Here is a 13,662-nt window from a genome sequence, read left to right as displayed (position 1 = left end):
ACTGGTAACTCGACTTTACCAATGGCAGAAGCAGGAAGAGATAACTGAGCAGCTATGTGTTCGATGCGGTCGGCTCTTTTTTGAGTATTAGTTTTCTTGAAACTACGGTAACTATGAATGGGTATAGGTTTGCCAATCGGTGCGTAAGGACCATAACGATGCTCTTGATGTTCCACGTATAATTCGCTATCGAATAGTCCCCACCACAAAATTACTTTTTCTCCTGCTAAATCAGGTTCGACTTCATAAGCCACTCCTTCTATGGAGATACGAGCATCCAAACCTACTTTCCGTTTTTCAGGTTCTCGGGCAAAAGTACAAAACCTATCCCAACTGCACATTTGTCTAATGCCATCAGGAGTTAAATTTTTAATCCAGTCTTCAATCCTAGAATGAGATTCTCGGCGATGGGATTGTTTATTGTAGTAAAGCAGGAAGTGCATTAGCCGAGTATTTGCTTCAGTGATGGTTTCTGGTTCGTGCAGGTGATAAAGGGTTTCGTGCATCTCTTTAACAGTGCGGAAAGGTCGCTCTACTTTTCCTTTGGCACGAGCGGTAACTCTTCTACCATCTTTACCTTTTGGTACATGGGTGCGTACTTCAATTCCCAGATAATTCATCACTTTCTGAAATACTTGACTGCGACCAATCGGACCATTGTCCATGTAGAGCATTGAAGGAATTCCTTGAAAGGGAAAGCTTTCTGTAGTCTTAGCCGACATGGCATTAAATAAAAACTTCAATGCTGCTCCTGTATCTTCTCCATAAACCTCATGGTATTCCTGATAAGATACGCCACTACGGTCATCTACCACGCTGTAAAGCATGAGCAGGGGCTTACCCCGACCTGGTTCTAATTCAACGGAATTTTTAAGCCGTTTAAGGTCGGAAGAGCTTAAATCAAAGTGCCAACATTGATTGCTGTATTCGGCTTCAAAGCGCACTGCTGGTGGTTGGCGAGATAGTTTTTCTTTGTCATATCCCCATTGTTTTAGGTAACGATTGACAGTTGTTTTTTTTAGTAACTCAGGTGGGGCTTGAAAATGACCATTATCTGTATTAATGCCATGTTCTTCTAACAATCTAATTGCCTGTACTGTAGACAGATGGCGACCTTGATTATTGCTAGTTCTAACTTTTAAGGCAGCAATTATCTCGCAATAGCGTAATAAGTCTTGTTTGGGCATAACCCGCGTTTGCCCATAATCAGTTCGGCGCACCGAATGAGGTAAAGTGTGGTGGCGTAAGTTACGATAAACTGTCTCAGGAGAAACCCCATATAGTTCGGCGGTATCTTTAATTAACGTCCGTCTTTGGGGACTGCGCTTGGGCCATCTTTCTAATCTTTGGCGCAGTTCAATAATGGTTTCTAGAGGAATACTGGTTTTTCTCATATTCCTCTAGTGGTGGCTTTTCGATTTGGATAATTGATTTCTCTCTAGCCAATAGTAAAGAGTTGACGGAGCGCAATCGACCAACCTAGCAATCGAACGTTTACTAATTCCTTTATCTAGATATATTTGAATTTCTTGTTTTCTGGGATCTAGTTTGAGTTTGGCTGACTGTCTGCCCTTGGGTCTTCCTAGAGGCTTTCCTGACGCTTTTCTTTTAGCTAAAGCCTCCTTTGTTCTCATGGAAATTAATTCTCGCTCGATTTCTGCTGCCAAACCCAACACTGTAGCGGTAATGCGACTGGGTAAATTATCATCGAGAACCATCTGTTGTTTGGCGATGTGAACTGTTAGTTCCCGCTGCATACTGCATTCGAGGATTTCTAGTACCTGTAGAGTAGAACGGGCCATACGGCTAATCTCCGCAAAGACAATTAAGTCTCCTGCTATCGCGGTCTGAGTAAGCAATTGTCCCAGTTCGCGCTCGCGCCATCGCTTTTGTCCTGAAACAGAATCAGCGATAAATTCTAAGTGACCCAAAGAGTTTTGATTGGCATATTCGAGAATTCCATGACGCTGGTTGTCAACGTCTTGTTGGTTAGTTGAGACTCTCAAATAGGCGTATGTAACCACAATTTTATTTTCTGTTTGGTAAAAACAGCTAAATGTATTTAATCAAACGTTTGTAGATTTAATTAAACCATGATTTTAGATAATAAAAGCAAGTTTAAAACGTTCATATAATTCAAACACTTGTCGAGCATCGTTATTGACACAGGCTGAATAATAGAATTGAAGAGGAATACAGCTTATTGTCAGTTATTGTGAGCCGAAGGGTGTTATTTCGGGCTAGTGTCAGAATAATCTGGGTCGATTGTCATTTAATCTGGGTTTGAGCCATTTATAGTGTCATTTATTGTGGTCTCAAAAACGACATTATTGCGGGTCGGAGTGATTATGATTTCGGGTCGCTACATTTAGGCGTAAAAATGGTTTTGCCAGAGAGAAAGATGAATAGTATTGAAGAATTCATCGAGAGATATCCGACAGTTAAAAAAGTAATGATTGACGGTACAGAAAGACCAATTTCTCGACCAAAAGATCGGGAAAAACAAAAATTAAATTATTCGGGGAAGAAAAAACGTCATACGAGAAAACATATCGCCGTAGTAGACGAAAACAAAAGAGTGTTGATTCTAGGTCAAGCTAGAGAGGGAAAAGTACATGACAAGCGCGCTCACGACGAGGACGATCTTGTCGGCAGTATTCCTGAAGAGATTCCGATTGAAGCTGATTCGGGATTTTTGGGCTTACAAAAACAAGACGAAAACATTCATTTGCCTCATAAAAAACCCAAAGGTGGAGAGTTAAACGAAATTCAAAAGGAAGAAAACCGTCTCCTTAGTAGCTCTCGTGTTGTCTGTGAAAATGCTTTTGCGGGAGTCAAACGCTATGGTGCCGTCAGTCAAATTTATCGCAATCGAATTTCTGATTTTGACGATCGCCTCATGTTGACAGCAGCAGGTTTATGGAATTTTTATTTGATGGCTGCTTAAACTTAATCTAAAAGTCGAAGTTCACTTCCAGTTTTGTTGTTCTTTAATTTTATTTCCCAACAAGTCTACTAAACTGATAGCTAATTGTGGGAGCGATCGCTAAAATTTCTGAATCGACAAAATCTCTAAAGTTTCCCCCATTTTGATATTGAAGATTAAAGCGATAAGTTAGTTTCTTGTCAGCAGTTAATGGACCAGAAATATCGAGAGATGGTTCGATAAAACCGAAGTTTCCAGCCGTCAATTCCAAGTTGTAGGATGGTTCTTTCAGTGGCTTTTTGGTAACGTAATTAACTACTCCTCCTGGTTGAGCCTGACCGTATAATACTGATGCTGGTCCTTTTAGCACTTCGACGCGATCGACTATATTAGGGGCAATTCTACTGTCGTCTCCATCGATGCTTAAACCATTTCTCAGGATTTTAGAACTATCAAAACCACGAATATTAAACAGTTCGATGAGATTAGAAAATCCTCTTTGCGGTGTTACCCCCGATACATTACGTACGGCATCACTAATCCGAACTATACCTTGGTCTTCAATTACTTTTTCTGGTACTACTTGGATTGATTGGGGTACGTCTCGCAAGGGTGTATCGGTGCGGGTAGCAGTTGTGGCATCGGGGACATTGTAACTATCCTCTGCTGTTGCTTCTCCAGTGGCAATAATTTCGATTTCTTCATCTGGTTTAGTTTGTGCTGTATTGCCTTCTGGGGTGACGCTTAAAACCAAGTTTTGTCTTGATGGTATTATTTCTGCACTAGGAGCTTTGCTTGACCCTGTAATGGTCAAGCGAATACTGCTCTCATCTACTTTAGTTAAAGCGACTGACTTAATTCCTTCGACGGGATTGGTTTTAGTTACGCCATTTCTGATACTGAAACCTAAAGTTGCATCGAGAATATCGATCTCAAGTTTATTCCCTTCAGGCAAAATCAACGGCACTAATCTTTGTCCCCCTGCTGCGGTTTTTAAGATTACTTCTAATCCTGAATTAGTTTGCTTGAGTTCTACTCCTGTGACGCGAGTAACTTTATTTTGTTGCGCTAGTAAATTTTTAGCCAAAGTTGAAACCTGGTGACGGGTGGGAATATCCTGAATAGCGTTTGCTGCTGTTAAGTTTGTGCGATGCGCTCCGTGCTGGCTTTGCCAATCGCTTTTTGTTTCTGCTACAACAGGGTTAATAGTAATCAATAACGGCAATAAGCTTAATTGAAATAAGAAAAAACTAGATCTGACCCAACTCAAGCCCTTGCTCTTCGTATTCATCATTTCTTGACTAATGAGATTAATTAGCAGTAAATCATACCGCGTTTTGAGAGGATGTCTGAAAAATTATTTATGTTGCCAAACGCCTGAGCATATAGTTACTCAGCAAAAAATTGTTCTCTTAAATCATAGAAACAATTCAACTAGTATTTTCGTTACAAAAATTTTAATTTTATTGCTTAGTAATATCAATAAGGTGTGATATTGTTTGTAGTCATAAGTTGCTAATAGTTCTCATTAAATTTTCATGTCCTATATTTATCAATAATTCTTCTCAACTCATAGTACTTTAAATGACGATCGCCAAAAAATATCACTCAGGTAAAAGTCTTCTACTGATAGCAGGTTTGTTGTTCGGAAGTTTTATTCTGTGGCTCAGTTTTATGGCTAGTGTTGCCTGGGGTGCAGCAGATATTGCTTATAGTGATATTTATCAAGCATTTACTGCCTTTGATGGTTCTACCAATCACTTGATTATTCGTACAGTACGTCTACCGCGATCGCTCATTGCTATGCTAGTCGGCGCATCATTAGCCGTGTCGGGTGCGATTATGCAAGGACTTACACGAAATCCTCTAGCAGATCCTGGTATTTTGGGAATTAATACAGGAGCAGCTTTGGCGGTGGTGATGGGGACGTTTATTTTCGGCGGTAGTTCTTCAACTATCTATGCCTGGTATGCTTTTGCAGGAGCAGCTCTTAGCGCGATCGGCGTATATTTCCTCGGTTCTCTCGGTCGCGGGGGACTAACACCGTTTAATCTAATTATAGCTGGTGCAGCACTAACGGCATTTATTTCGTCGATTACTAGCGGGATTTTAATTCTCAGCCAGCGCACCTTAGAAGAAATTAGGTTTTGGTTGGCGGGTTCGGTAGCAGGTAGGGATATGAATCTGCTGCTGCAAATATTACCGTATATCTGCATTGGCTTGATCTTGGCGATCGCTTTAAGCAGACAAATTACCATTCTCAGTCTGGGAGAAGATACCGCTAGAAGTTTGGGACAGTCTACGGCATTGATTAAAATACTGGCTGCTATTAGCATTATTTTACTAGCTGGGGCGAGTGTGGCGATCGCAGGACCAATTGGCTTTGTTGGTTTAATTGTTCCTCATTCAGCTCGTTTCATAGTCGGCGTTGATTATCGCTGGATCTTACCATACTCGGCAATTTTGGGGGCAATTATTATGTTAATCGCCGATCTTTGCGGACGATTGATAATTCAGCCTAGTGAATTACCTGTAGGTTTAGTGATGCCTCTGATTGGCGCACCTTTCTTTCTTTATTTGATTCGGTGGAAAATGAAGCGGTAAAGGAAATGAGTAATAAGTAATAAGTAATTAGTAATGACAAAACAATGGCTAATCGTTCGCCCTAAAGTATTACCAATATCATTTCATCTCGATCGCCGAGTACCAGGAATTTTATTAATTCTCACTCTGGTGACAATGGTGGCAATGATAATTAGCGTTGGCTATGGTGAGTATCCTATTTCACCAATAGATGTAGTCAAGACTCTATTGGGTTTGCCCACAGCTAATGGGGATTATGCCTTTATTATTAATACCCTGCGTTTACCGCGAACTATTGCCGCTTTTTTGGTCGGGGCAGGACTAGCGATCGCAGGTACGATTACCCAAGGCATCACTCGTAATCCTTTAGCGGCTCCAGAAATTATCGGCGTAAATGCAGGGGCGACTTTAGCTGCGGTTACTTTATTAGTTTTACTGCCTAATGTTCCCGTGTCTTTGCTACCTTTTGCTGCTTTTGTCGGTGCGTTGACGGTTGCAATATTAATTTATCTGTTGGCTTGGCAAGGAGGAAGCTCGCCAATTCGGTTAATTTTGGTTGGTATTGGCTTTGATCTTATTGTCGGTGCTTTAACTGACATTATGATTACTTTTGGGGATATCGATACTGTTTCACAGGCTTTAGTTTGGTTAGCGGGTAGCGTTTACGGACGTACTTGGTCGCAAGTAATGGCTTTAATTCCTTGGATTATTATCTTTGGCGCGATCGCATTGCTGCTAACTAAAGAATTAAATACTTTAAATCTGGGAGATGAAGTTGCTCGCGGTTTAGGTAGTCAGGTTGAATGGCAACGAGGTTTATTACTTTTAACCAGTGTAGCTTTAGCGGGAGCTTCAATAGCAACGGCAGGTGCAGTCAGTTTTGTCGGCTTGATGGCACCTCACTTGGGAAGACAGTTGGTCGGTGCTTCCCACGAAGGACTATTACCCGTATCGGCAATGATGGGAGGGATGCTGGTCGTAATTGCTGATTTATTAGGAAGAGTGTTGTTTGCACCTTTAGAACTTCCCTGTGGCATTATCACCGCAGCTATTGGTGCGCCATATTTCGTCTATCTATTAATTAACCAGCGAAAATAATGAATTTTAGTTTTTAGTTAAAAGCTCTTAGCTCTTAGCTCTTAGCTTTTATGGAAATCGTAACTATATCCTACTTTTAAAAGCCTATGTATCGCGATCGCAATAATTCCCAGTCTCCCCATCTCCCAGTACCACAAGGGCATAATATCTCCCCATCCCCCAGTCTCTCCAATCATCGCCTAGAAGCCGGACAGCTTACCCTAGCATACGACAATGCGACAATTATACGGAATTTGAATTTAGGAATTCCCGCAGGCAAGACGACTGTGCTGGTAGGTGCTAACGGGTGTGGCAAGTCTACCCTTTTACGAGGGCTGGCAAAACTATTAAAACCCCAATCAGGCATAGTTTATCTAGACGGCAAAGATATTTCTCAACTCAAGGCAAAAACTGTAGCTAAAAAGCTAGGAATGTTGCCCCAAAGTCCTACCGCTCCAGAGGGATTAACTGTACGAGATTTAGTAGCTATGGGACGTTATCCTTATCAAAGCTGGTTACAGCAGTGGTCAACGGACGATGAAAAAAAGGTGGCAGAAGCCTTAGAAATCGCTACCATGACTGAACTAGCAGATCGGGCATTAGATAGTCTTTCTGGGGGACAGAGACAACGAGCCTGGATTGCGATGGTACTGGCGCAGGATACGGATATTTTATTGTTAGATGAACCAACAACCTTTCTAGATTTATCTCATCAGGTAGAGTTATTAGATTTGCTGGACGAACTCCAGGAAACTCAAGGAAAAACCATTGTCATGATCCTACACGACCTTAACCTCTCTTGTCGCTATGCCGACTATTTGGTAGCGATACAACAGGGAAAGATCTACGCTACAGGGACTCCAGAACAGGTAATGACGGAATCAATGGTACGGGAGGTATTTAACTTAGAGTGTCGTATTGTCCCCGATCCTTTGGCAGGTACCCCCATGTGCATTCCTATGGGACGCAGAGAGCGGAGATGCAGAGAGGTGGAGAAGACAGGGAGACGGAGAGACTAAGAGCTAATAACAAAACAATAGTTAATCAGCAGGATATTTTAAAACATGGATCGAGTTCAAGACTGGTGGATTTTTGCGGTATTGTCGGCGTTCTTTGCTGCTTTAACTACTATTTTTGCCAAGGTAGGTGTGGAGGGAGTTAATTCTAATTTAGCAACGGCAGTACGGACTGTAGTAATTTTGGCTACAGCCTGGGGATTGGTATATGCTGAGGGAACATTTCAGGAATTATTTGAATTAAATCGTAAGACACTGCTGTTTTTAGTATTATCGGGAATGGCAACAGGGCTATCTTGGCTGTGCTATTTTAGAGCCTTGCAAATTGGTCCTGCTTCATTGGTTGCGCCAATTGATAAATCGAGCTTGGTATTGATTTCGCTATTTGCAGTGATGTTTTTAGGAGAGCCGTTGACGATTAAGATGTTTGTAGGAACGGGTTTAATCTTAATCGGAACGCTGGTGTTGATACGATAGTTGGTTAAGGGTGTTGATTTTAGATCGGCAATTGCCTTTATTCTGGCGATTCCCTATTGTCCAGCCGATTTAGTTGAGGTAATTGATAGCCAACTGCACCAATTAAAAACATTGCGATCGCACTTATTACGTACAACAGTGCCATTCCTGCACCTATACCAGTACCAAAAATAGGAGCAAATAGAGAACTGAAAATATTTTGTGACTGCATAGCTGGTTCTAGGACGCGATCGCTCAGTGGTCCTGCTATTAATGTGGCGATCGCACTTACTAATTCCAAAACCAAAGAATTAGCAGCAAATACTCGTCCCTGAAGTTCTGGAGGAGTCGCTTCCATCCATAATGCCGTTTCCGAGCTACCTAACAGGGGAAAGTTAAGGGAAGAACAAAATTGGGCGGGTAGCCAAACAGTCAGATTTCGACCTAAGCCAAAGATCGTTTTGGCAACGCCAGCCCCCATAAACCCAGCCAACATCCAATTAACACGGCGTTTTGTACCGCCCCAGGCACTTAACACTACTGCACCAGCAACGCCACCGATACCAGCAAGAGAAAGAATCGCGCTTAAAGCTTGAGAATTATTATCTGAGCGAGCTAAGATCATCGGCTCGTCGATCGCACCACCGAGATCGTGAGCAAACCAAAATAAAGCTGTAACCAAGAGTAAAGTACGCAAACTATCCCGTTGCCAAATATAACGAATCCCAAAAGTAATTTCTTTCCACCAAACATTTAACTGACTTACTTCTCCCTCATCTCCTTGCTCCTCTTCTATCTCAATTTCGTGATCAGGTTGAGGAATCCGAATCCAAATCAAAGTCGCGATCGCCACGGTAAAAGTTGCGAGATCGATAGGTAAAATTCCACCTAAACCAATAATCGGATAAAGTACTCCAGCTATGGCAGGGGCCATGATATTTGAGCCATAGTGGACAACCGAATTCATGCTATTGGCACGAGTATAATTTAAGGGAGAAACTAACAAAGTAATCGATGTGGAATAGGCAAGCTGTTGAATTTGACCAAAACCACCATTAATCGATGCAGCTAAATATAGATGCCAAATAGCTAGATTGCCCGATAGATGGAGAATTAAGATAACTAGAGTTGAAATAGCAGCGATCGCATCTCCTAGGATCATTAAATGTTTGCGGTTGGCGCGATCGACTAATACTCCAGCAAACAAGGAAATAAAAACGCGAGGTAGTAGGGAGAAAAAACCCACCAAGGCTAAAGCCGTTGCCGAACCTGTCAGTTCCCAAGCCCAAAGAGTGAGAGCAAACTCGCTCATGTAGCTACCGATGGTAGAGATTAGTTGACCGAACCAGATAAGGGTAAATTTACGCACTGTTTTTCTTGTTCACGCTACTTAACAGTAGATCTGGTAGAGCTTCTAGAATAAGTTGGTCGGTCAAAGGTCCTCCAATATTGCTGCCCCAAAGTTGATAGTCTACAAAATATACTCGGCCTTGTTGAAAAACTGGCATTGAGCTTAGTAGAGAATTTTTAGCCCACTTGTGTCTTAGGATATTTTCAGGATTGGAAAAACTATCATCACTCCAAGACAAAACCAGAATTATATCGGTTTCAATCTGGGGTAATATTTCCCAGGAGATTTCGGCATAGTCTCGAATACCTGGAGGTTCAACTATTCTAAACCCAATTTCTTGTAGTAGTCTGCTGGTGGTACTTTCGGGTTGCGAGGCAACATAGGTAGTTAAATTAGAATTAATTAACAATACACGAGGATAATTTTCTAATACGGGTTGCAGTGCTATACGAGCTTGGGTAACCTGTTGTGAAAAAGTGCTTAATAGTTCCTTTACCTTGGCTTCTCGATCTAAAGCTTTAGCAATCTTCTGAATATTATGCTGCCAACCTTGGAGTCCATTAGCTTGTTGGTTGCTAAACAATAAAGTAGACGCAATTTGGGTTAGTAGAGGATATTCATCTTCTACCTGCCAAGCTTCTCCTAAAATTAAATCTGGTTTGACTAGAGTAAGTCGTTCGAGAGAAGGAGAGTTGCAATCGCCTAATCCCCTAGGCTGTGTCGTTACCCATTTACCTATATAGGGGATCTGTTCTAGTGGATTATCATAGGTTTGAATTTTTAGGTCTTCTACTTCAGCATAAGCAGAAGGCTGTACTCCAAGTGCTAGCATACTGTCTAAAACAAAGGGACTCAGAGCAGCAACTTTCTGCGGTTGACCGCAAACTTTTGTTTCTCCCATCTGGTGAGAAACCAGACGACAAGATTCTGAATTAGCAGATATAACGGGATTGCTCGTAGGAGAATTAGAAGAGTGATTACCTTCCAGGTACGCTCCGCGATCGCAAGCTACGATTAATATTACTGCACAAATCCCTAAGATTAAGCAAGATAGATAACGACGTAGTTTGGACATGAGCTTGAGAGAGACAAAAAGACTGGGAAATTGGAACAGAAGAGCTATTTATCAAAACTTATAAGAGGCAGAAAATTCTGCGGTGAAAGGATCTGCTAGACCAACTCTAAGATCATCGTCAGCAAATTCAACGTAGTCTACGTCAAAAAGATTTTTAAAATTAAGTGCTAAATCTAACTTATCTCGACGATAGTAGATAGCTGCATCAGTCCTGAGATAGTCATCAAGTTGAAAAGAGTTGTCTAAGTCGCCCTCTCTTGACCCAACATAAAAAAGACCCAAGCCAAATCCTAAACCAGATAGATCCCCTTCAGAAATTGTATAGGTATTCCATAAATTCACTGTATTTTCGGGAACATTAGCAAGGGAATTACCCACAGCAAAAACATTGTCCTGGATAATTTCCGCATTAGTATAGGCATAAGAAGCAACTACACTCCAACCTGGTAATATTTCTCCTGTAGTTTGCAGTTCAATCCCTTGACTATTTTGTTCTCCTGTTTGAATCTCAAATTCAGGATCATCAGGATCTTCTGTCAGCACATTAGTCTGAGTTAGGTCGTAAAAAGCTAGAGTTGTAGACAAACGTTTATTCAACCAATCAGCTTTAGCCCCGACTTCGTATTGAGTGCCTCGTGACGGCTCAAAGGTTTCATTATTGAGACTTCTACCAATTTCTTGTTTAAAGGAGCGACTAAAACTACCGTACAGCGAAATGTTATCCGCTAGTTTATAGAGAACTCCAACTCTAGGGCTAAAGGCACTGTCATCTTGAGATTCTTTTTCTGAAGATTCATCAACTAAGTCTTCAGACGAACTGCCCACAAAATCAACACGTCCACCCAAAACAAAAATCAAGCGATTGTCAAAGGTCTTCAGTTGATCTTGTAAATAAATTCCTAATCCATTACCTGTTTGTAAAACATTACTAGAGTCTATTGATTCCCCTACACCACCTGCGAACTCAGGCTTAAACAGATCTATACTTTCAGCTTCAAAGAATTCAGATTCAAAAAAATCTTCTTCAAAAACATAATCTACACCAGCCAGCAATTCGTGATTAATCTTACCCGTCTCAAATTTACCAGTTACATAAGCGGTGGCTTGGTAATTATTAATATCATCGATAAATAGATCCCCAGAACGTTCTAAGGTTCGTAAATCATCTTGTAACTCATTAACAAACGCTTCCTTTTGTTCATTTTGAAAATTCATGTAACGAAAAACATGCCGTAAAGACCAGTTGTCACTGAAACTATGTTCTAAGTCATATCCTATTTGTGTAAGTTTGTTGGTGCTACCATCAAAATCAGGTTCTCCGACAAATTGGTCTCGAGGAATTTCACCATTGGGATTATCTAAAACTGTCCCCCGTGCTGGCAATCCCACTCTTTGAGGAGTTCTATTATCAAAATATAGCCCTTCAAAGCTGAGTTTAGTTTGCTTACCAATCTGCCAGCTAATGACTGGGGCGATGGAAAATCGTTCAATGTCAACATTGTCTGCATCAATAAATGTACCAGAGTGATAAATAGAAGCGTTAAGACGATAAGCTACTGTTTTACTATCGTTTAGCGGGCCTGAAAAATCGAATGCACCTTGGACAGTATTGAAACTACCATAGCTAGCAGATAATTCGTACAAAGGAGAAAGGGAAGGTTGCTTGGTAACAACATTGACAATGCCCCCTGGAGAAATTTGTCCTCCAACGATAGAAGCTGGCCCCGACAAAATTTCTAGTCGCTCGATATTGCTTAAATCTCTTGGTGTTGATAGAGTGAAAAAAGTTTCTGGAATTCCATTGACCAAAGAGTTTGAAGAAACATCAAAACCGCGAATCTTTACATTGTTAAATTGAGATCTGGGGCTACCACCGGTAACTACACCTGCTGCATTTCTTGATAGGGCGTCGCGAAATTCAGTTGTGCCTTGGTCTTCAAATATTTGACGAGGTATTACCCGAACAGTTCCAGGAGTATCTATAATCGGAGTATTGGTACGAGTAACACCCACATCAGGAACAAAGTAATCATTATTATCTGCTGCTTCGCCAGTGGCAATAACTTCGATTTCCTCATCTGGTTTAGTTTGTGCTGTATTGCCTTCTGGGGTGACGCTTAAAACCAAGTTTTGTCTTGATGGTATTATTTCTGCACTAGGAGCTTTGCTTCCCCCTGTAATGGTTAAACGAATACTGCTCTCGTCTACTTTAGTTAAAGCGACTGACTTAATTCCTTCGACGGGATTGGTTTTAGTCACGCCATTTCTAAGGTCGAAGCCCAATGTGGCATCGAGAATGTCAACCACCAGATTCTTGCCTTCTGGTAAGATTAACGGGACTAATCTTTGTCCTCCTGCTGCGGTTTGTAAGATTACTTCTAATCCTGAATTAGTTTGATTTACTTCTACTCCTGTTACTCGCGTTACAGGAGCTTGCGCTAGCAGATCGATCGCTGAAGTCGAAACCTGATGACGCGGGGGAATATCCTGAACAGAGTTTACGGCTGTCAAGTTTAAGGGATGCGCTCCCCTAAAGGACTCGCTTCGCGTCGCGCGCTGGCTTCGCCAATCGCTTTTTGTTTCTGCTACGACAGGATTAATAGAAATCAACAGTGGCAATAAGCTTAATTGAAATAAGAAAAAACTATATTTGACCCAATTCAAGTCTTTGCTCCTCGTAATTAATCGTCTTCTAGTTAACTAAAACTATTCGCAATAAAATATACCGCGTTTTGAGGGTGTTTTCTAAAGATCTTGATTTCATTAAGTTTTACAGGCTAAATTCGAGATGCTCATCGATCAGACAAGAAGGCATATAGCCGACATACCCGCAAAATAGGACACGACACAAAGATTTGTAACTTTTCAAGCTAATTAAGGATCAAAACATCACCAAAAATGGTCATTAATGGGCAAGTTTTCCATAATTAGTGACTTGAGAGGCTGATTTTCTGAACCCTGGTCATTTAAGCCCAACTATCTTTTTTGGGGAAGTTAGTAATTTATTTCTCTCAGGGTTATTATTAAATTTGCTCTGTAAAGCAGTCATCAAGGCATTTTCAAAGGTTTTTGAAAAGCTGGAACATAAGCCGTTTTTTACATTACTTAACATCGTGTCCTATTTTGCACATATGTCGGCTGCACCCCAAGAAGGCTCAAGACTACCATCCTAAAGCTT

Annotated in this window: 11 protein-coding genes; 5 read left to right on the top strand and 6 right to left on the bottom strand. The window is 41.2% G+C overall.

Annotation, left to right across the window (positions count from 1 at the left end):
• Positions 1 to 1,394: IS481 family transposase (locus tag C7B62_RS07060; RefSeq protein ID WP_106234039.1), on the bottom strand; the 1,394-nt coding region annotated here is incomplete at its 3' end.
• A gap of 6 nt (positions 1,395 to 1,400) precedes the next feature.
• Entirely contained in the window at positions 1,401 to 2,024 is a 624-nt protein-coding gene (locus C7B62_RS07055) for a recombinase family protein (protein ID WP_106234037.1), read from the bottom strand.
• Between the two features lie 377 nt (positions 2,025 to 2,401).
• Between C7B62_RS07055 and C7B62_RS07050 the strand changes: the two genes are divergently transcribed.
• A complete protein-coding gene (locus C7B62_RS07050; RefSeq protein WP_233219850.1) occupies positions 2,402 to 2,947 on the top strand; it encodes a transposase family protein in 546 nt (181 codons plus the stop codon).
• A 49-nt stretch (positions 2,948 to 2,996) separates the two neighbouring features.
• On the opposite strand, the gene C7B62_RS07045 is transcribed toward C7B62_RS07050, so the two are convergent.
• Positions 2,997 to 4,220 carry a TonB-dependent receptor plug domain-containing protein gene (locus C7B62_RS07045; protein WP_158260639.1) on the bottom strand — a complete coding sequence of 408 codons (1,224 nt, stop codon included), beginning with the start codon at positions 4,218 to 4,220 and terminating at the stop codon, positions 2,997 to 2,999.
• A 290-nt stretch (positions 4,221 to 4,510) separates the two neighbouring features.
• On the opposite strand from C7B62_RS07045, the gene C7B62_RS07040 reads away from it, so the two are divergent.
• The 4 genes from C7B62_RS07040 to C7B62_RS07025 all read left to right on the top strand — a co-directional run bounded on the left by C7B62_RS07040 (position 4,511) and on the right by C7B62_RS07025 (position 8,079).
• On the top strand, positions 4,511 to 5,530 hold the full coding sequence (locus C7B62_RS07040) for an iron ABC transporter permease (RefSeq protein WP_106234032.1): 1,020 nt from the start codon (positions 4,511 to 4,513) through the stop codon (positions 5,528 to 5,530).
• A gap of 33 nt (positions 5,531 to 5,563) precedes the next feature.
• Positions 5,564 to 6,607 carry an iron ABC transporter permease gene (locus tag C7B62_RS07035; RefSeq protein WP_106234030.1) on the top strand — a complete coding sequence of 348 codons (1,044 nt, stop codon included), beginning with the start codon at positions 5,564 to 5,566 and terminating at the stop codon, positions 6,605 to 6,607.
• A gap of 86 nt (positions 6,608 to 6,693) precedes the next feature.
• Positions 6,694 to 7,605: an ABC transporter ATP-binding protein gene (locus C7B62_RS07030; protein WP_106234028.1), complete on the top strand. Its 912-nt coding sequence runs from the start codon at positions 6,694 to 6,696 to the stop codon at positions 7,603 to 7,605.
• A 45-nt stretch (positions 7,606 to 7,650) separates the two neighbouring features.
• Positions 7,651 to 8,079, top strand: a complete 429-nt coding sequence (locus C7B62_RS07025) for an EamA family transporter (protein WP_106234023.1) — start codon at positions 7,651 to 7,653, stop codon at positions 8,077 to 8,079.
• Positions 8,080 to 8,116: 37 nt separating this feature from the next.
• On the opposite strand, the gene C7B62_RS07020 is transcribed toward C7B62_RS07025, so the two are convergent.
• The 3 genes from C7B62_RS07020 to C7B62_RS07010 are packed head-to-tail and all read right to left on the bottom strand — an operon-like array spanning position 8,117 to position 13,148.
• Entirely contained in the window at positions 8,117 to 9,427 is a 1,311-nt protein-coding gene (locus tag C7B62_RS07020; RefSeq protein WP_106234021.1) for an MFS transporter, read from the bottom strand.
• Positions 9,420 to 10,484 carry an iron-siderophore ABC transporter substrate-binding protein gene (locus C7B62_RS07015; protein ID WP_106234019.1) on the bottom strand — a complete coding sequence of 355 codons (1,065 nt, stop codon included), beginning with the start codon at positions 10,482 to 10,484 and terminating at the stop codon, positions 9,420 to 9,422. The genes C7B62_RS07020 and C7B62_RS07015 overlap by 8 nt, the downstream gene beginning before the upstream one ends.
• A 51-nt stretch (positions 10,485 to 10,535) precedes the next feature.
• On the bottom strand, positions 10,536 to 13,148 hold the full coding sequence (locus tag C7B62_RS07010; RefSeq protein WP_233219849.1) for a TonB-dependent siderophore receptor: 2,613 nt from the start codon (positions 13,146 to 13,148) through the stop codon (positions 10,536 to 10,538).
• Positions 13,149 to 13,662: the final 514 nt, after the last annotated feature.

This window comes from Pleurocapsa sp. CCALA 161 (genome assembly GCF_003003995.1).
Taxonomy (GTDB): domain Bacteria; phylum Cyanobacteriota; class Cyanobacteriia; order Cyanobacteriales; family Xenococcaceae; genus Waterburya.
The sequence above is the reverse complement of the archived record's forward strand: the minus strand, read 5'-3'. Positions and strand labels throughout refer to the sequence as shown.